Source organism: Bacillus cereus group sp. BceL062 (genome assembly GCF_051780025.1).
GTDB lineage: Bacteria > Bacillota > Bacilli > Bacillales > Bacillaceae_G > Bacillus_A > Bacillus_A toyonensis.
This window is the reverse complement of record NZ_JBPWGY010000010.1, coordinates 72,257-89,332: the sequence shown is the minus strand read 5'-3', so window position 1 is coordinate 89,332 and position 17,076 is coordinate 72,257. Positions and strand designations below refer to the sequence as shown.

Sequence of the window (17,076 nt, the reverse complement as noted above, 5' to 3'; positions counted from 1 at the left end):
AACAGCAAAAAATAAAAAAGGGACGAAGATTCGTCCCTCTTTTATTAACAACAACGTGATATCTTGCCGCCTTTCGCATTAAATCTAGCTTCTTGCGCCTCAGCGAAAAATTGCTTCTGACATACAATCTCTTCTTCTGGATGATGCTTTTTCATATGCTCCACATATGCTTCATAACTTGGTACCCCTACAAGTAAACTAATAAACTGTTTCCTTTTACCCCATACTTGCCGTAGTTTTTTAAGCATAATTCCTCGACTCACTTTCATCCCTAGGAATATATGGTGCCTCTTTTAACGGCATCGGCTTATTTCTTAATACTTGAATCCAAATTCGAATTGCAGAAATTAATACGGCGATTACAACTATCATAAAAATCCCACAAAGTGCGGCATCGATATAATCATTGAAAATAATTTGTTTCATTTGAGCGACATTTTTAGCTGGAGCTAACACTTTCCCCTCATCTAATGCTCCCTGAAACACCTTTGCATGAGATAGAAATCCTATTTTTGGATTTTCATGAAATAGCTTTTGATAACCAGCTGTCATTGTTACAATTAACAATCCGACAGTCGGGATAAGTGTCACCCAAACATACACCTTTTTCCCCATTTTGAATAAAATTGTCGTCCCAAGTAATAATGCAATACCCGCTAACATTTGGTTTGCAATACCGAACAATGGCCATAATGTATTAATTCCACCAAGTGGATCTATTACTCCTTGGTATAAGAAATATCCCCAGCCTAATACACATAACGTTGTAGCTATTACATTCGCTAATGTAGAATCTGTTTTTGCAAACGGCTTATATACATGTCCTAAAATATCTTGAATCATAAAGCGACCGACACGCGTTCCTGCATCAATCGTTGTTAAAATAAATAGTGCTTCAAAAAGAATGGCAAAATGATACCAAAATGCCATCATTGCGGTCCCACCTATTACTTGCGAGAAAATATATGCCATACCTATCGCTAACGTTGGTGCGCCACCTGTACGTGATAAAATCGTTTGTTCTCCAACGTTTACAGCAAGATTTTTTAATTCATTTGGTGTAATAGCAAATCCCCATGAAGAAATAACTTGGGCCGCCTGAGATACATCCGTACCGATAAGTGCTGCCGGACTGTTAATTGCAAAATAAGTTCCTGGTGTTAATACACAAGCCGCAATCATAGCCATCGCCGCTACAAACGACTCCATCAACATTGCTCCATAACCAATTGGCTGTGCATGCCCCTCTTGCTCAATCATTTTTGGCGTCGTACCAGATGAAACAAGCGCATGGAATCCAGACACCGCCCCACAGGCAATCGTAATAAATAAGAACGGGAATAAGTTACCTGAGAAAACAGGGCCTGTTCCATCGATAAATTTTGAAACTGCTGGCATTTGTAAATCTGGTGCTACAATTAAAATACCGATTGCCAATCCAACAATTGTCCCTACTTTTAAAAATGTACTTAAATAATCACGCGGTGCCAAAAGCATCCAAACTGGTAATGCCGATGCAATAAATCCATATACGATAAGCATAATAGCAATTGTTTCACCACTAAACGTAAACATACTTGCAAGCGTTGGGTTTTCAGCTACATACTGACCTCCAATAAGAGATAGAATAAGTAGAATAATACCAATTACCGATCCTTCACCAACCCGGCCAGGTCTAATGTAGCGCATGTATACTCCCATTAAAATAGCGATAGGAATCGTTGCCGCTATCGTAAACATTCCCCAAGGGCTTCCGATAAGTGCCTTTACTACAACTAATGCTAATACTGCTAATAAAATAATCATAATGCCTAAAATACCTATCATGGCAATGAGCCCAGTCACAGGGCCTATCTCATCTTTAATCATTTCACCTAACGATTTACCATTACGTCTCATCGAAGCAAATAAAATTACAAAATCTTGTACAGCTCCAGCGACCACTACCCCGACAATAATCCAAATTGTCCCTGGTAAATATCCCATCTGTGCTGCCAAAATAGGTCCTACTAAAGGCCCTGCCCCAGCAATTGCTGCAAAGTGATGCCCGAATAATACCCACTTATTTGTCGGAACATAATCTTTTCCATCATTCAATGTATGGGCTGGCGTTTGCCGATTATTATCTAAATCAAAAACCTTTCTCGCTATAAATCTACTATAAAATCGATAAGCAACTGCATACACACATACTGCAGCTACTAAGAGCCACACAGCATTAATAGTTTCACCTTGTGATAAAGCTATTACACCAAAAGCACCTGCTCCTACTGCCGTAATAACCCCCCAAAGTAAAATCGACTTCAACGTCTTCACATACAATCCCCCCAATACTACTTCTTAGTGGAGATTGTACTAAATTTTCTGAATATTTAAGTTGAATCCTCCTTATCATGAAGGATTTTTAGTTTATCATGTTAAAATACTCTCATTACCTACTATAATTCAATTTTATTTCGAAGGCGCTTTACATAATTACGGCTGACTGGAATCGGTTGCTCATCATACCTGTCTAAATATAAATTATACGTGCCGTTATAATATGGTTTCAGTTCTTGTACATATGACATATTAATTAAATAGCTTTTATGCACACGTAAAAAATCATATACATTTAGTTTATTTTCCAATTCTTGAAGTGTATATGTTGAAATATACTGATTATTTGTTGTATAAATTGAAACCGTCTTATTCTCCTTATTTTTACTCACATATACAATATCTTCTGGGAAAACATATCTAATTCCCTCTTGACCTTCTATCGGTAGTTTTCGCAAATAACTCTTTGCTCTCTCTCCTTGCTCTTTACCCATTCTATATAAAAGAAATTGTAAATCTTCTTCACGAAATGGTCGTAATAAATAATAAAATGCTTGAAAACGAAATGCTGTAATGGATTCTTCTATATCCTCACCCATAAAAATAAATTTCGTATAGCAATTTACTTCTCGTAATAAACTCGCATATTCAAAACCAGTACCATCTATTAATTGCGAACTTAAAAAAACAAAATCTGGTGTATGTTTTTTCATTATTAACAAAGATTCTGCTCCTGTATTCGTTTCAAAACATTCTATATTTCGAATATTCTCAGTAAAGTTCTCAACTAATTTCCTTCGCTCTTCTGCCTCTTCCATGATAAGTAAAATTTTCATTTATCCAACCACCTAATTCCTTTGTCCGTATGTCCTGTTGTATACATTCTCTTTAATAAGAAACAATCCCTTTTTCTTACTATACCATTATTTATCTAAAAAAACAGAAAAAAGGAAACCACCTCGGTCCCCCCTTTCCTTTTACGCTAATTCTCGTTGCTTCGTTTCTTGCCCAAGTATAACTACAGCAAATGCTCCAATTAAAATTGATCCACAGAAGATCGTAAATATTAGCGAAAGTGAAGCTTGTGCAGCAACTAAATAGCCTACTAATAACGGGCCAATAATACCACCAATACGGCCAAATGCGGCCGCCATTCCTGCACCTGTACCACGAATAGCTGTCGGATACTGTTCAGGTGTATAAGCGTATAATGCCCCCCAGGCACCTAAATTAAAGAAGGATAGTAACATGCCTGCCACGATTAAAACTGTTAATGAATCTGCAACTCCAAACAAGTAGGCACTGCACGCTGTACCGATTAAATACGTAACTAAAACAAACTTTCGCCCAAGACGTTCAATAAACCAAGCGGCTGTGAAATACCCTGGAAGTTGAGCTAATGTCATAATAAGTACGTACTGGAAACTTTTTATTAAACTAAATCCTTTTAATACCATTACACTAGGTAACCAAAGGAACATTCCATAATAGGAAAAGACAACACAAAACCATAAAATCCATAACATAATTGTAGCTTTACGATATTCTCCAGACCAAACTGACTTTATATTTTCGATAACAGACGGTCTTTTTTCGACCTTTTCAAATCTCGGAGAATCTGGTAAATTCCATCTTAAATATAAAGCATATAGTGCCGGAACCGCACTCAACACCATCGCAACTTCCCAACCATATTTCGGAATAACGAAATATGAGATAAGAGCTGCAATTAGCCAGCCACCTGCCCAAAAACTTTCTAATAGCACAACTATTTTACCTCGTTCATGTGCTTCAACACTCTCTGATACTAGTGTAGAGGCAACCGGAAGCTCACCGCCAAGCCCCATACCAATTAAAAATCTTAAAACGAGGAACATCGCGAGTGTCGTCGTTAAAGCAGTTAAACCACTACCGATAGAAAATAGTAATAATGTAATAATAAAGACTGATTTTCGGCCTATTTTATCCGATAGTATCCCAAAAAGGAGCGCTCCTACTGCCATACCAATTGAATTAATACTACCTATCCATCCCATTTCTTGCGTACTTAATCCCCAATCTTTTTGGAGTGCCACCATTACAAATGAAAGCATTCCAACATCCATTGCATCAAATAGCCATCCAAGCCCCGCTATGCCAAGTAGCTTTCGCTTCGAAATTTCTTTTACCTTGCCCACAAGAAGTCCTCCTCACACAGGTGTCTTTACACATCATTTTACATGTGTGAATTACATAAGTAAAATACTTTCGTGTAAAAAATTCTCCTTCATCATTCCCAAAATTTAAAATATTTATCAAAAATCAACAAAAAAAAGTAGCGAGATTTCGCTACTTTTTTGAACGCATTACTTCTTTTAAAAATTCCGCTAATACTAACTGACGACGCCAGCGTGTTGGATTACTACATAACCTGTAAAACCACTCTAAATGAATCGCTTGAATCCACTTTGGTGCGCGTTTTACCTCTCCCGCCCATACGTCTAAACTTCCACCTACTCCAACAGCCATTTTCGTTTCTAAACGATGCTTATTGTTTTGGATAAAGTTCTCTTGTCTTGGGAAACCAAGTGCAACAAGTAGTAGATCTGGTTTTGCTTCTTGAATACGAGAAACGATATTCTCTTCTTCTTCTTGCTTAAAATACCCATCTTGCGTACCAACAATAGATACAGCTGAATATGTCTTCTTTAAATGATCCGCTGCAGCTTGTACAACATGTGGTTTTGCTCCTAATAAGAAAACGGATACTGGTTTATTCTCTTCTGATAACTTCGCAAACAAATTACACATTAAATCAAAACCTGCTACACGCTCTTTTACAGGTGTACCAAGCATACCACTTGCTTTTACAACCCCAATACCATCAGGTGTAATTAAATCTGTATTTAATAATGTTTTATGGAACTTTTCATCCTTTTTTGCACACATAACAATTTCAGGATTCGCTGTTACTACCTGAAAGGTATCATTTTGCTCCGATTCTAGTTGTTCCTTTAAATATTGGACTGTTTCATCCATTGTCATTGTAGAGAAAGGAACGCCTAGAATATCAACTGTTTGTACTGCCATAATTAAATATCCTCTCTATTTCAATAAAAGTTTTTTATATGCACTACGAGTATCTTCATACAAATTCTTTAGTGAGAAATGAGTAGATGCGTAATCATATAAACGATTTCCCATCTCTTCTAATTCCCCATTCAACCACTTTTCATAAGCATTTTCTAATGATTTTGCTAACGAATCTGCATCACCAATCGGTACAATCCATCCATATGTATCATCAACTATTAGCTTTCTCATATCCCCCACATTTGTTGCAATCGATGTTAAGCGTTGATTGGCTGCTTCTAATAAAACAAGAGGGAAACTTTCACTATAAGAAGTTAACAAATTAATGTGTGCAGATGCATATAATTCTTTTGAATCTGTACGAAAACCTAGAAAAATCACCTTATCCTCTAAGTTTTTTTGTTTCACCATAGCTTTTAATTCTGCTTCTATAGGTCCATCACCAAGCAAAAGTATCTTTATATTTTGGATTTTAATTTTTTGTAACGCTTCAAATAAAATACTATGTCCTTTAACAGGATGAAGACGAGCTACTTGGATCGCTGTAAATACTCCTTCATCGATACCAAATTCACTCTTATCATAAGCCTTTGCTGGAATATTATCATACTCAATTCCATTATAAATTGTACAAATTTTCTCTTCTGATACCCCAAGCTTTATTATATTTTCCTTAAAGTTTTCCGTAATTGCAAAAAACAAATCTACTTTCTTGAAAGAACGTAAATTTAATTTCGTAAATACCCATCCTTTTAATCCCCCCTTCATAAAATCTAAGGTTGGATCACTATGAACGGTCATTATCCATTTCGCTTTTATACCTTTTTTCAAGAGGGAGAGGTAGAAATTCGCTCGTGCGCCATGTGTATGCACAATGTCAAAGTGATTTTCATTAATAAATGATTTTATTTTTGAAAGAATTGATAGGTCGTACCGAGATGACTGAGTAAAAACATGTACTTGAATACCAAGGTTCCTCGCTTCTCTAGCAATCGCCCCTTCTTCAAATACCATTAATTCCACTTCTTTCTGTGGAAACTGAGATAAGAGTGAAATAATATGTGTTTTCCCCCCACCTTCTTCTGCACCAGCATTAATATGCAACACTTTCATTTCTTACATCCTCCATTTTTATTTTTATTTACTATAACAAAAATAAAAGCTAACATATGCTAGCTTTTATTTTTCTATCATTCAATTTCCAAGTCAACTATTAAATATGCCATGAGTAATACTAAGTAAAAACTTACTCCAGGTGCCATTAAAATATGCCCAGCGATAAATGAGATACCTAATCCTAATAGGATCGCTGCAATTACCATTGCGTACCTCACTGTAAATATTTGTTTAAACTTAGTAAATACACATGCGATGAATTTAATGCCAAAGTATACGAACGGAACTACCAGTAAAATAAATCCTATAATTCCGAATGAATAGAACCAATCATGAAAATCACGTTCAATCAATTTCGGATCTGCTTTATAGTTACCAGCATAACCCATACCTAATAATTTTTGAGACATTGGGGCTTCCTTATAAAAATCTTTATACATTTGCTCAAATATTTGACGCCCACTAAAAATAATAGCTTGAGTTTCTTCCTTTTTCTCAGCTACTTTTTCTTTCTCTTTTTCTTTCTCTCTTTCTTTTTCTTGTTCCTTTTCTTTCTCTGTCACTGGAGGTTTATGCTCTTTCGCTTCCTCTTTCTTTCTCTCTTCATTTTTCGCACTCTGTTGCTGTTCAATAAATTGGAAATGGAATCCCATGTTTTTCATGAATGGCGAAAAAGGTGTATATGCCATTATGCCTACAAAAACAGTCATTGCAATAAAACCATTTAATAAATAGACATTTTTCTTTCCATCTTTACGCTGTGTATATGCCTGGATAAAGCACATAACAACTGCAATAGCCATTGCCACAAAGATGGCTCCTACACCAACCTTCGTTCCAATTGCAAATAGTGAATAGACAACTAAAACTGAAGGAATCCAATAATATACTTTACCTATACTTTTTGTTTTTTCAATTGAATACAGAATAACAATTGGGCACATGATGGCTAAAATAGATCCTAGCTCGTTACCTGCATAAAACCAACCACGAGACCCCAATTTCAACCACGTATAACTATTGTAATCTGTTCCCGTTGCAATCGAAACTACCATTACTATTCCTATGATTAACGATGCATACGTAATATATTCAAGCATTTTTGAATGTCTTTTTTCTTTTAAAGATTTAAAAACAAACACATAACAAGTAAGCATAACAAACGGATATAAAGCTTTTGCTATAAACTTAACTTCTTCTGTAAACACCATAGGGTTCTTTGTAAATTTATTATTTATTAACCCAATAGTGAAAACAATTCCAACTAGAATTATATACGATATATATTTTATACTCTCTCTCTTCTTTGTTTGAATTAAAATATATATCCCACCTAGAAGCATAACGAATAAACGTGTAATAACTCCAATAGTCGTATCAATTTTTAAAACCATTATACAAAATGCTGTAAGCAAATCTAAAATGGGTTGCAACAAAATAAAGATTAATAGAAAATTTTCAAATTTATTACTTGTACTATTTTCCCTTAACATCTAGAACCTCCATAACTTATACCTAAATTCACTCTATACAATTATTATTATTTTTCTCATCTCAAATATGTATTATAACATATATTTTTTAATTAAACGTCTCACATTTCTATCCAACCTTACCTCATAAAAAAAGTAAATTTGCATTTTCAAACGCTTTCCTTCCTTATTTTTTCTTTTTTTCTACATGTAACGAAAATGCATTGTTATTTACATAACTTTAGTGTATATTTTTTCTCTGGAACATCTTTAGGAGGAAGGGATTACAGCCATGTTATTAATCGACATATTTACGTTTCTTGGCATTATCGCCGCTGCTATTTCTGGTACATTAGTTGGTTTAAAAAAAGATTTAGATTTATTCGGTGTCCTTTGTTTAGCTGTAGCTACTGCGCTCGGCGGCGGTATTATTCGTGATATTATGATCGGTAACCTGCCTCCTGTCGCATTTGTAAAACCTATTTACTTTTTCGTAAGCGTATTATCAGCACTATTTACTTGTATGTTTTTTGAGCGTATCAATAAACTTCAAGTCGTTATTATGCTTTCTGATGCTGTTGGCTTAGGTGTTTTTACAGCCATTGGTGCAAATGCGGCAATGTCACATCATGTTGATGCCTCATTTTTAGTTGTTTCAATGGGAGTCATTACGGGGATTGGAGGCGGTATTTTGCGTGATATATGCGCCCAAGATATCCCTTACGTATTCCGAAAAGAAATTTACGCAATCGCTTCTATATTAGGAGCAATTAGCTTCTTAATCACACATGCAATGGGGGCGCACGTATTAGCTTTCTATGTTTGTTTATTAGTAACATTCATTATTCGTGTCGTCACTGTAATATATAATGTACATTTCCCTGTTTTCTTTAAAACACATGCTAAAATTAATAAAGGTCATTAAGAGAATTCTACATAGAATTCTCTTAATTTATATACTATTCTATACACAGATATAGAGTAATTGAATATAAAAATATATAATTATATTAGAAACAAAAATGAAAACGCTTCACAAACAGGGGGAAGAACGATGCTTGGGGTTTTTAAAAAACATACTCATAAAACAAACACCAGTATAATTGAATTAAGTAAGGAACAACAAATAACCTTTAACGTACCTGCTAATTCCGAATTAAGGATTCAAATGGATATGCTACATATTTCAAAGGAAGATTTACAAATTGTAAAAGTACTACAGCCCTTTATTTATGAGGAAATAGATTGGATTACAGAAAAATTCTATGCCAATATTACAAAACAACCTAATTTAATTACTATTATTGAACGTTACAGCTCTATTCCAAAACTAAAACAAACTTTAAAAACACATATTAAAGAATTATTCAGTGGAGATATGCACGAAGATTTTATTGAACAACGTGTCAGAATTGCCAAAAGACATGTTCAAATTGGCTTACATAGAAAATGGTATACGGCTGCCTATCAAGAATTATTCCGTTCCATCATAAAGATTTTACAAACAAAGATTACAATAATCGATGATTTTTCATATTCTATAAATGTAATAAATAAATTATTCACACTTGAACAAGAGCTTGTTCTTGCAGCTTATGAATCTGAGTATGAACAAATTCAAAAAGAACATGAAAAAGAAAAAGAAATAACGGCTATGACAATTACACATATTGCAAATGAACTAGCAGCTGTATCTGAAAAAACAAGCTCTTCTATTCAAAAGTTAACTGCTAAATCCGAAACTATTGTAGAGATTGCCAAAACCGGTACATCATTAGCAACAACATCAGAAGAAAAAGCTAATAAAGGTAAAGAACAATTAAATCAGCAAAACAAACGAATGGGATACATTCAAACAAATATGGAAACTATCATTACAGATACTCATGAACTTCTCAATATTTCTAACAAAATTAACGAAATCATAGATATCGTTAAATCAATTGCAGAGCAAACAAATTTACTAGCACTAAACGCTGCTATTGAATCTGCACGTGCTGGAGAGTTTGGCAAAGGTTTTTCTGTTGTAGCTGGAGAAATCCGAAAATTATCAGAGCAAACGAAAGAATCGATCTCCAACGTTACAAAACTCGTTGAAAAAACAAATGAACAGATTATTCATGTTTCTTCTTCTGTAAAACAAATTAGTTCTCTCGTATCTGAAGGAACTGATAGTATGTACGCGACAGATCAATACTTCCATGAAATCGTAAAAGATATGTCTAATTCGAAAGAACAGAATAAAAAAATTGAAAATGAATTAGAAGCTATTTCGCAAGTAATGAAGGGCATTCAAGACGATTCTTCAAAAATGGCTCTAACAGCTGATAGTCTACAACTAGAACTAAACCGATAAGGCCAAGCTTATATTAATAACGATTTTTCATCATCTAACAATAAAAAAAGAATCCATTTTGGATTCTTTTTATTTTCTAAAAAATATTTTTTGACAATATACATAACTCATATAGACACCGAAGCTTTGTAAAATAAACAATGCTGGCATAATAATATTATAGTATGCCATATCTACTTGAAAGATTTTTAGCAATACATATCCGCTAATCAACAATAAGAACAACATGTATCCTTCATTCTTTTGTTTCTTAATAAGGAAATGTAATAAAGCTATAGCCATGAATAATGTTATCGCTATATATATCAGCTTTTCACATTTGAATAGGATAGAATTTATCCCCTCATCTGAAAACTGATTCATTACTGGTTTTAGCAGTTTAAATCTTTCACTCTCAATCTCTTTTAACTTTTGATCAATATGTTCTATTACAGTTTGATTTCCCGGTATTTTTTCCTCTTTTTGATTTTTACCGATTAAAACCGATTGAACATACGTCTCATTCGAAATCGTATATTGTGACATTCCCATCGTCTTAATTCCGTAACTCACGCCAAAATGAACACTATAAAATAGAATAAGCATCCCTATCATCTTTAATAGTATTTTTTGTTTCGTTGCGGATTGAAACAATTCAATTAACAACACATATACCGCAATAAAAATAGGAAGAAATAACCCCATTGGGAACAGCATATTGCTAAATGCAAATAATGTCGCTGAAAGCACCCACATATAAGGATGATCTAATCCTTTATATAAAAGTATGTAACAAGCAAAATAAAATAAGCATATTGCGAGCGACTCAGGCGCTAATAAGGAACTCATAAATATATTTGGAATATATAAAGCGTAAAATACGGACGCAATGCGACCACATTCTTCCCCAAAAACCATAGCGGCAATACGATAAATTAAAAATGCAGTTCCTGTACAGAACAAAATATTAAATAACTGTAAAACAAATACCGTATCACCAAATATACGAATAACTATCGATTCATAAATGATAAAGGGTAACTGTGTTACATTCTCTATATTATTGCCAATTGCAATCTGCTTTGCAGACTCATACATCGCTTTCATATCACCGATGATCGGAACATCTACAAATAAAACCATACTAACTCTCACAACTATAGATACGCTCATAAGAAAAATAAAAAATTGTTTATCTGTAAAACGATATTGTAAAATTGATGCCACTAACAATATGAGGATGACGAAAATTGCCAATACGATTGTTACACTCGTTGTACTTCCTCCAAAAAATTGCTTACTTGTTTCAAACGCTGACCAACAACTATAAACAAAAAATGCGAGCATCGCACCAATCATTATTTTACTGAAAAAAGACGAAAAATTTGTTTGTATATGATTCATATGTCCATTGCACCTCTATCTCCATTCATAACAAAACGATTCTATCATGAATAGGTACACGGCTGATAGGGAATTTCTATGACAAATATATAGTCATTACTTTTTCACTTGCAATGTAAGCGAATCCTCTTTTACACTACACTTTAGACAAAATAAATTTTCTTTCAGTTACATGAATATACTTTCAAAAGTATTATTACTCCTCTACTCATACATTTTACTTGTTTAAATACCCGGTAAAATCAAATAGGAACTAACCTTCCTTTTATGTCATAAAGAACATGTCACTCTGATTGAAAATGTACACTAGGGGCTGAATATATGGAAAAGAAATTTATGAGAGAATCAAAAGCAATTAAAACAACACGTGTTTTTCCAAATGATTTAAACAACCATCAAACATTATTTGGTGGCAAATTATTGGCTGAAATTGATAGTATTGCTTCTATTGCAGCAGCAAGGCATAGTCGCAAGCATTGTGTGACAGCATCCATTGATTCTGTTGATTTTTTAACACCTATTCATCAAGCTGACTCTGTTTGTTATGAGGCATTTGTTTGCTATACTGGGAAATCATCTATGGAAGTCTTCGTAAAAATAATTGCAGAAAATTTATTAGAGGGAGAACGCCGTATCGCTGCTACTTGCTTTATTACATTCGTAGCATTACAAGATGGAAAACCTTCTTCTGTACCTCAAGTATTACCAGAAACTGAGGAAGAACATTGGTTGCATAAAACTGGTTCCGAACGTGCTGAGACCCGAAAAAAAGGACGTTTAAAAAGCAAAGAAATGGCTGAGGTATTAACTTTAAATAAGCCTTGGAGTGTATAAAATTTCAATATCGAAAATACCTTCTGAGCGGATAACTAAATTGTATTCGCTCATTTCTTTATAAACAGTTCAAGTCTCTCGTACAATCTCTACGTCTTTTCACAAATACTATGTAATATTTTTATACATATCTTGGCTAGGCTATTTCAATATTAACTTTTTCTAGTGTATAAAGTTCTATTTATAACTCGCTTCTAATCGAGGAATAGTTGCTTTACAAAGTTTATGTAAGGTACACTTATACGGGCGGTCAGCAAACTAATTTAAAAATTTGCAAGTTGTGTAGAAAACGCCTTGTTTTTTACTATATCAAAATACAATAAAAAACGATCATTATTCTTTACCAACGAAAAACAATTTCATTTTAGTTGAAGTAATTATCCCTACTTAAAAACTTTAATATAAAACGCATTTTAATTAAATTGTATTACTTTAATGGAAAGGTGAAACTATGCAAAAGTCTATTGTTTCAAATATTTTTTATAAAATACTACTCAATACGTTTAACATTATACTTCCCATCTTAGTTGGTCCATACGCATACCGCATGCTAGGAGCCAATTCAATGGGAACTGTTAACTTTGCTGAAACTATTTTTAATTACTTTTTCATATTCGCGGTTTTTGGTGTATATCAATATGGCTTACGTGAAGTTAGCTTAATTAAAAATGATAAAAAGAAAGTTTCTCAATTATTCACAAGTCTCTATGTAATTAATGTTACAACTAGCCTTTTAGCTTTATGTGCTTTTTTAGCCTTTAGTTATATTGGATATGGAAATAAAAGCTTATTTCCTGTTCTTCTTATTTTTGGCTTCAATTTTATTTCCAATCTATTTTATGTGGAATGGTTCAATGAAGCGTATGAAAATTATGACTTCATCACTAAAAAAACAGTTATTGTTCGACTAATTTATGTTGTACTGCTTTTCTGCCTAGTTCATGGAGTGGATGATTATAAAACATTCGCAGGTTTATTAGCACTATCAACATTTTTAAATCATTCTATTAGCTTTGTATATGTGAAACGCCAAGTTAAGTTTGATTTTTCTAACTTAACCATTATCCCGCATTTAAAACCGTTGCTATTAGTCGTCATTTTTTCAAATGCTAATATTTTATATACACAATTAGATCGTCTTGTGTTAGGTGAATACGCCGGAAAAGCAGAGGTCGCTTACTACGTTATGGCTTTTCAAATTATGACCATTATTAATACACTTATGTTAAGCGTTGTACAAGTAACGATTCCACGGCTTTCTTACTTATCAGGAAATGCATCTGAAAGTGAGTATGAATCTTTGTTAAACAAAATTTCAAAAGTGTATTTTATTACCCTATTTCCCGCCGCAATTGGTTTAATGCTCATTGCTCACGGAGCTGTTGTCATTTATGGTGGATCAGAATTTGCTGGGGCTGGTAATACATTAATTGTGTTCGCTTTCTATATGATTACAGTTGGTATTGAATCTATTTTATCGAATCAAATTATTTATGTTAAAAAGAAGGAAGGTATTTTAGTACGCTTCTTATTCATTTGCGGGTTTATTAACCTAGCATCTAATATTGCACTAATATTCTTCCATGTGCTTACACCAGCGACAGCAATTTTCACAACTACAATTGCTAACAGTTTATTAATTGTACTTGAATATATTTATGTTAAAAAGAAATTAAAAGTGAATTATACATTATTTGATATGCCAAAACTTAAATATCTATTTTATTCACTAACATTTGTACCAATAGCATTCGTTATTCGTATGTTCGTATCTGGGCAAATACTACAAGTTCTCCTAGTCATGGTAGCATGCGGATTAACATATGCTCTTATCCTTTTCTTAACAAAGGATGAAATTCTCTTTACTCTAATAGAAAAAATACAAGCACGATTTAAAAAAGCTTAAACGTAATTCTTAAAGGAGCTGTTAAAATTGAAATTCTCTTTAATCATGGCTACTTGTGGCAGACGTGATGATATTCTTGACTTACTAAAATCACTTGAAAAACAAACTTACCAAAACTTTGAACTCATCGTAGTAGATCAAAATGATACTCCAATCTCGGATCTCTTTGATGAATATAAAGAAAAATTTTCTATTAACTACATTTATACACCTATTAAAGGGTTATCTAGAGCTCGAAATACTGGATTAAAAGTAGCGGATGGCGATATCATCGCTTTTCCAGATGACGATTGTATTTATGAAACAAATGTTTTAGAAAGTATATTAGAAACTTTCAACTCTAATAACGATGTTCAGTTTATATCAACAAACACTACTAATGTTGAAGGAACTGGTTCTTTAATACTTGCACCTAATACAGACATTATTCTTAATAACAAATATGGATTTTTAGGTCCCTCTTTTACACTATTCTTTACAAAACAATTTGTACAAGATGTAGGTACATTCGACGAGGATTTAGGTGTTGGCTCTGGAACGATTTATGGAGCTGGTGAAGAAACCGACTTTGTTCTACGCGGTATGAAAAAAGACCACACTGGTTTATTTAGAAAAGATCTGTTCGTATACCATCCTGTAAAAGAAGAAGTTATAAATGAACAATCATTAAAACGTGCCATTTCTTATGCTGGCGGTTTTGGCAGAGTGATTCGCTTACATTATGGATTCCCTTATTTCTTACGTGCTGTTGCTGCTGCCACATTCCGTATGACACAAAATATTTCTAATGATAAACGTAAATTCCATGCAAATCGTTTACGCGGGATTATTCGTGGATATTTAAAATAAACTCATATGAAAAAGGTGTAACCATTTCTATGAAATGGTTACACCTTTTATTTCTTTTGCATAGATAAGATTGTTTCCTCTAATCCTTCGCGATAAGATGTTTTAGGTACTTTCCCAATGAGCATTTCATATTTTTCTCCACTTAATACAACCGGTTTTTCTGTCAAATAGAGCATTTCTACATATTCTTTCATCTGCTTATCAAATAAACCCATTAACTTTATTATTCCTCTTTTTACGGTCATAACTTGTTTTGTATATCCCGTCAATTCGCGTATATATTGCATCATCTCTTCTCCGGTAATGACACCGCAACCTGGTATGTTCCACTGTTGTCCATAAGCCTCCTCACATAACGCTAATTCAACCATCGCTTTTGCACCATCTGGCGTAAAAATATACTCGCGTGCAATTCTCTTATCTCCAACAAAGCTAGACACTTTATTTGCAAGTACGCCATGTAAAGTATGATGAACAAGTGTGCTTTCCGCATTTGGACCGTAAAAATCAGGAAAATGAGCAATAAACATTTTGACGCTACTCTGCTTTGCCATCGCTTCAAGTTGTAATCGTATTTTCCCCTTCTTCGTATGAGGATTCTTTTCAGCATCTTCTTTAACCAGCCTTTGATTTTGCCTTCCATATGCATAAATATTATCAACGATCCCTAACTTACTATCACTCTCTTTTGCTACTTCCAATATGTTTCTTAATAGTTTATGTTGCTTCTTTTCCCAATCTGAATATGGGATATTTACAGCATGGAATATAACATCTACACCTTTCGCGGCATCTATTATATCCTCTTTTACAAATACATCTCCTGCTACTGTTTGTATATGTTCCTCTCCTTGAAATAAATTCTCCAACTTCTCCTTATTTCTTGCAAAGGCAACTACATCAATCCCTCTATTACATAACTCCTTTGTAATCGCATATCCCATTGCTCCTGATGCTCCCAGTACTAACGCTTTTCTCATCATAAGTTCCCCCTCTAATTAATTAACCACTGTTCAATTAATAACAAAAAGAAAATCACCTACATTAGAAGCGATTTTGAAATAAACTCTACATGCACTTGAGCAAGCCCCTTTAATTCTTCAAATGTTTGCCCACTTCCGCAATAATGTGCGACAAACCCATGTAATGATAAAAAGACAGACCATATCGTCATTGTATCTATTTTTTTATTACATAAAGAAAAAACAACCTTTGCAAATTTTTCATAACTAACATTTGGGCCGTCTGCCAAACATTCCTTTAACTCATCGTTTTTAATTAAAAACATAATTTCATAATGACTTTGATTTTTCAAACCAAACTCTATAAAACCAAATAAAACTGCTTTTAACTGCTCTTCTCGAGATAAGTTTCTTTTACTAATCTCATCTAACTTTTCATTTAACAATTGAAAGTCTTGTTCTACCATCGCATAAAAAAGTTCAGCTTTATTTTTAAAATGGTAATAAATTGAACCATGGCTATACCCTAGTTCCGTCGCAATTTTACGCATTGAAGTGTGCTGATATCCTTGTTGTACAAATAAATTTCTTGCTACGTTCATAATCATTTCTCTTGTTAACTCTTGTTTGACTGCTCTTCTTGGCGACATTTTTTATACCTCACGATTTAATTAACCACTGTTCAATTATATTATATATTTTTTCCAAAATAATGCAACTCCTTATTTGAAAAAATATACATTTTTGAAATGATAGCATTATATCGAAGAATTTAGTATCATGATTCAAGACACTATTTAGAATTGA

The 17,076-nt window shown here is 33.6% G+C and carries 15 protein-coding genes and 1 pseudogene; 6 read left to right on the top strand and 10 right to left on the bottom strand.

Annotated features, from left to right (window positions below; all coding sequences use genetic code 11):
- Nucleotides 1-44: 44 nt before the first annotated feature.
- From ACS2MN_RS21940 to ACS2MN_RS21910, 7 genes are all read right to left on the bottom strand, one after another.
- Nucleotides 45-248: a YbdD/YjiX family protein gene (locus ACS2MN_RS21940; RefSeq protein WP_000914411.1), complete on the bottom strand. Its 204-nt coding sequence runs from the start codon at nt 246-248 to the stop codon at nt 45-47.
- Nucleotides 241-2,316: a carbon starvation protein CstA gene (gene cstA, locus ACS2MN_RS21935; protein WP_088055793.1), complete on the bottom strand. Its 2,076-nt coding sequence runs from the start codon at nt 2,314-2,316 to the stop codon at nt 241-243. Before cstA ends, ACS2MN_RS21940 begins: the two co-directional genes overlap by 8 nt.
- Nucleotides 2,317-2,438: 122 nt before the next feature.
- The gene (locus ACS2MN_RS21930) at nt 2,439-3,155 is read right to left on the bottom strand and encodes a LytR/AlgR family response regulator transcription factor (RefSeq protein ID WP_088055794.1); all 717 of its coding nucleotides are present in this window, start codon (nt 3,153-3,155) and stop codon (nt 2,439-2,441) included.
- A gap of 141 nt (nt 3,156-3,296) precedes the next feature.
- Nucleotides 3,297-4,496 carry an MFS transporter gene (locus tag ACS2MN_RS21925; protein ID WP_000521084.1) on the bottom strand — a complete coding sequence of 400 codons (1,200 nt, stop codon included), beginning with the start codon at nt 4,494-4,496 and terminating at the stop codon, nt 3,297-3,299.
- A 151-nt stretch (nt 4,497-4,647) separates the two neighbouring features.
- Nucleotides 4,648-5,388 carry a WecB/TagA/CpsF family glycosyltransferase gene (locus tag ACS2MN_RS21920; RefSeq protein WP_000290755.1) on the bottom strand — a complete coding sequence of 247 codons (741 nt, stop codon included), beginning with the start codon at nt 5,386-5,388 and terminating at the stop codon, nt 4,648-4,650.
- A 15-nt stretch (nt 5,389-5,403) separates the two neighbouring features.
- Nucleotides 5,404-6,504 carry a glycosyltransferase family 4 protein gene (locus ACS2MN_RS21915; protein WP_000865926.1) on the bottom strand — a complete coding sequence of 367 codons (1,101 nt, stop codon included), beginning with the start codon at nt 6,502-6,504 and terminating at the stop codon, nt 5,404-5,406.
- 77 nt (nt 6,505-6,581) lie between these two features.
- A complete protein-coding gene (locus tag ACS2MN_RS21910) occupies nt 6,582-8,000 on the bottom strand; it encodes an O-antigen ligase family protein (RefSeq protein ID WP_000943144.1) in 1,419 nt (472 codons plus the stop codon).
- Between the two features lie 271 nt (nt 8,001-8,271).
- On the opposite strand from ACS2MN_RS21910, the gene ACS2MN_RS21905 reads away from it, so the two are divergent.
- The 3 genes and pseudogenes from ACS2MN_RS21905 (at nt 8,272) to ACS2MN_RS21895 (ending at nt 10,335) form a co-directional block, all read left to right on the top strand.
- Nucleotides 8,272-8,904: a trimeric intracellular cation channel family protein gene (locus tag ACS2MN_RS21905; RefSeq protein WP_000924369.1), complete on the top strand. Its 633-nt coding sequence runs from the start codon at nt 8,272-8,274 to the stop codon at nt 8,902-8,904.
- Nucleotides 8,905-9,033: 129 nt separating this feature from the next.
- Nucleotides 9,034-9,531 (top strand): annotated as a pseudogene (locus ACS2MN_RS21900) (protoglobin family protein); the annotation flags it as partial.
- A 102-nt stretch (nt 9,532-9,633) separates the two neighbouring features.
- Nucleotides 9,634-10,335 (top strand): methyl-accepting chemotaxis protein, encoded by a 702-nt coding sequence (locus ACS2MN_RS21895; protein ID WP_370115450.1) that lies wholly within the window; start codon nt 9,634-9,636, stop codon nt 10,333-10,335.
- 69 nt (nt 10,336-10,404) lie between these two features.
- On the opposite strand, the gene ACS2MN_RS21890 is transcribed toward ACS2MN_RS21895, so the two are convergent.
- The gene (locus tag ACS2MN_RS21890) at nt 10,405-11,718 is read right to left on the bottom strand and encodes an ArnT family glycosyltransferase (RefSeq protein WP_098710711.1); all 1,314 of its coding nucleotides are present in this window, start codon (nt 11,716-11,718) and stop codon (nt 10,405-10,407) included.
- A gap of 321 nt (nt 11,719-12,039) precedes the next feature.
- On the opposite strand from ACS2MN_RS21890, the gene ACS2MN_RS21885 reads away from it, so the two are divergent.
- From ACS2MN_RS21885 to ACS2MN_RS21875, 3 genes are all read left to right on the top strand, one after another.
- Nucleotides 12,040-12,552, top strand: coding sequence for an acyl-CoA thioesterase (locus ACS2MN_RS21885; RefSeq protein WP_000412115.1), 513 nt, complete (start codon nt 12,040-12,042; stop codon nt 12,550-12,552).
- A gap of 451 nt (nt 12,553-13,003) precedes the next feature.
- Complete coding sequence (locus ACS2MN_RS21880; RefSeq protein WP_346994761.1) at nt 13,004-14,458, top strand: oligosaccharide flippase family protein; 1,455 nt, start codon at nt 13,004-13,006, stop codon at nt 14,456-14,458.
- A 27-nt stretch (nt 14,459-14,485) separates the two neighbouring features.
- Nucleotides 14,486-15,307 carry a glycosyltransferase family 2 protein gene (locus tag ACS2MN_RS21875; RefSeq protein ID WP_000672689.1) on the top strand — a complete coding sequence of 274 codons (822 nt, stop codon included), beginning with the start codon at nt 14,486-14,488 and terminating at the stop codon, nt 15,305-15,307.
- A gap of 47 nt (nt 15,308-15,354) precedes the next feature.
- Here ACS2MN_RS21875 and ACS2MN_RS21870 read toward each other — a convergent pair whose 3' ends face one another.
- Together ACS2MN_RS21870 and ACS2MN_RS21865 are read right to left on the bottom strand one after the other, a co-directional pair.
- Nucleotides 15,355-16,290 carry an SDR family NAD(P)-dependent oxidoreductase gene (locus tag ACS2MN_RS21870; RefSeq protein WP_002046064.1) on the bottom strand — a complete coding sequence of 312 codons (936 nt, stop codon included), beginning with the start codon at nt 16,288-16,290 and terminating at the stop codon, nt 15,355-15,357.
- 56 nt (nt 16,291-16,346) lie between these two features.
- Nucleotides 16,347-16,919, bottom strand: coding sequence for a TetR/AcrR family transcriptional regulator (locus ACS2MN_RS21865; protein ID WP_016107332.1), 573 nt, complete (start codon nt 16,917-16,919; stop codon nt 16,347-16,349).
- Between the last annotated feature and the right edge of the window lie 157 nt (nt 16,920-17,076).

Coding starts and splice junctions, on each gene's coding strand:
- ACS2MN_RS21940 (WP_000914411.1), bottom strand. CDS start 248: ATGCTTAAAAAACTACGGCAAGTATGGGGTAAAAGGAAACAGTTTATT.
- ACS2MN_RS21930 (WP_088055794.1), bottom strand. CDS start 3,155: ATGAAAATTTTACTTATCATGGAAGAGGCAGAAGAGCGAAGGAAATTA.
- ACS2MN_RS21920 (WP_000290755.1), bottom strand. CDS start 5,388: ATGGCAGTACAAACAGTTGATATTCTAGGCGTTCCTTTCTCTACAATG.
- ACS2MN_RS21915 (WP_000865926.1), bottom strand. CDS start 6,504: ATGAAAGTGTTGCATATTAATGCTGGTGCAGAAGAAGGTGGGGGGAAA.
- ACS2MN_RS21910 (WP_000943144.1), bottom strand. CDS start 8,000: ATGTTAAGGGAAAATAGTACAAGTAATAAATTTGAAAATTTTCTATTA.
- ACS2MN_RS21905 (WP_000924369.1), top strand. CDS start 8,272: ATGTTATTAATCGACATATTTACGTTTCTTGGCATTATCGCCGCTGCT.
- ACS2MN_RS21895 (WP_370115450.1), top strand. CDS start 9,634: ATGACAATTACACATATTGCAAATGAACTAGCAGCTGTATCTGAAAAA.
- ACS2MN_RS21890 (WP_098710711.1), bottom strand. CDS start 11,718: ATGAATCATATACAAACAAATTTTTCGTCTTTTTTCAGTAAAATAATG.
- ACS2MN_RS21885 (WP_000412115.1), top strand. CDS start 12,040: ATGGAAAAGAAATTTATGAGAGAATCAAAAGCAATTAAAACAACACGT.
- ACS2MN_RS21880 (WP_346994761.1), top strand. CDS start 13,004: ATGCAAAAGTCTATTGTTTCAAATATTTTTTATAAAATACTACTCAAT.
- ACS2MN_RS21870 (WP_002046064.1), bottom strand. CDS start 16,290: ATGATGAGAAAAGCGTTAGTACTGGGAGCATCAGGAGCAATGGGATAT.
- ACS2MN_RS21865 (WP_016107332.1), bottom strand. CDS start 16,919: ATGTCGCCAAGAAGAGCAGTCAAACAAGAGTTAACAAGAGAAATGATT.